Source organism: Paenibacillus sp. MSJ-34 (assembly GCF_018918005.1).
Classification (GTDB): domain Bacteria; phylum Bacillota; class Bacilli; order Paenibacillales; family Paenibacillaceae; genus MSJ-34.
The window spans coordinates 1-1,179 of sequence record NZ_JAHLPR010000129.1; the positions used below are offsets into that span (position 1 = coordinate 1).

Annotated in this window: 7 tRNA genes and 1 rRNA gene; all 8 read right to left on the minus strand. The window is 49.5% G+C overall.

What is annotated here, in order from left to right:
* Positions 1–184: 184 nt before the first annotated feature.
* Positions 185–260 (minus strand) — tRNA-Lys (locus tag KQI79_RS27300).
* An 8-nt stretch (positions 261–268) separates the two neighbouring features.
* A tRNA-Tyr gene (locus tag KQI79_RS27305) sits at positions 269–354 on the minus strand.
* A 9-nt stretch (positions 355–363) separates the two neighbouring features.
* Positions 364–439: transfer RNA gene (locus KQI79_RS27310), tRNA-Phe, on the minus strand.
* Between the two features lie 92 nt (positions 440–531).
* Positions 532–608: transfer RNA gene (locus KQI79_RS27315), tRNA-Asp, on the minus strand.
* 25 nt (positions 609–633) lie between these two features.
* A tRNA-Val gene (locus KQI79_RS27320) sits at positions 634–709 on the minus strand.
* A 4-nt stretch (positions 710–713) separates the two neighbouring features.
* Positions 714–790: transfer RNA gene (locus KQI79_RS27325), tRNA-Met, on the minus strand.
* 25 nt (positions 791–815) lie between these two features.
* Positions 816–907: transfer RNA gene (locus tag KQI79_RS27330), tRNA-Ser, on the minus strand.
* Between the two features lie 155 nt (positions 908–1,062).
* Positions 1,063–1,179 (minus strand): 23S ribosomal RNA (locus tag KQI79_RS27335); the annotation flags it as partial.

Below are 1,179 nucleotides of genomic sequence, written 5' to 3' on the forward strand. Positions count from 1 at the left end.
GTCCATGTTCATCAAAGAAGATTCGTTTTAGCACGTTCGTCTCCATATCCTAACCTTACCAAAAACAAAAACGAGGCGGAAGCCCTGCCCACCCCAAAATTTTATAAATTCTATAATGTCAAAAAAACCCTTTCATTTCAATGCGAAATGAAAGGGTTCGCGTTTATCGTTTGGGTAAAAAAACTGGTGAGCCATGGAGGACTCGAACCTCCGACACCCTGATTAAAAGTCAGGTGCTCTACCGACTGAGCTAATGGCTCTTAGGAAATGGTGGAGGCTGATGGATTCGAACCACCGAACTCGTCAGAGAACAGATTTACAGTCTGCTGCGTTTGGCCACTTCGCTAAGCCTCCGTATTCAGATGGTGGCTCGGGACGGAATCGAACCGCCGACACGAGGATTTTCAGTCCTCTGCTCTACCGACTGAGCTACCGAGCCGAAAAATTGACAAAAAAATAAGCGGCGGAGTTGTTATCCTCTCCACCTCAGCGTTTAGGATATTCATTCCTGTAGTAAAGCATTCATTAGAATGGCGGAGCTGACGGGATTCGAACCCGCGTTCTCCTGCGTGACAGGCAGGCATGTTAGGCCTCTACACCACAGCTCCATATAAATTGATCAATTGTCATGCATGGTGGAGGCTGACGGGATCGAACCGCCGACCCTCTGCTTGTAAGGCAGATGCTCTCCCAGCTGAGCTAAGCCTCCATATTGGTAGCGGCGGAGGGGATCGAACCCCCGACCTCACGGGTATGAACCGTACGCTCTAGCCAGCTGAGCTACGCCGCCATATTCACTTAAGTAGCATGTCTTGTGGCGGAGAGAGAGGGATTCGAACCCTCGCACCGCTTGCGCAGTCTAACCCCTTAGCAGAGGGTCCCCTTATAGCCACTTGGGTATCTCTCCTCGACAAAGCTTGCGCCTTGAAGATCTCCAGGAGTTGCTCCCTGAAAACTAGATGCGAAACAAACGCGAATTCATGTGTTATCCTTTATTCGGGGTCCCCCGAAAAGTAATCGGAATACGCTTCGAAGCATATCGTCACTTTTTGGGGTATGTTTTAGGATAAGCCCTCGACCGATTAGTATTGGTCAGCTGCACGCATTGCTGCGCTTCCACCTCCAACCTATCAACCTCGTCGTCTACAAGGGGTCTTACGAATTGGGAAATCTCATCTT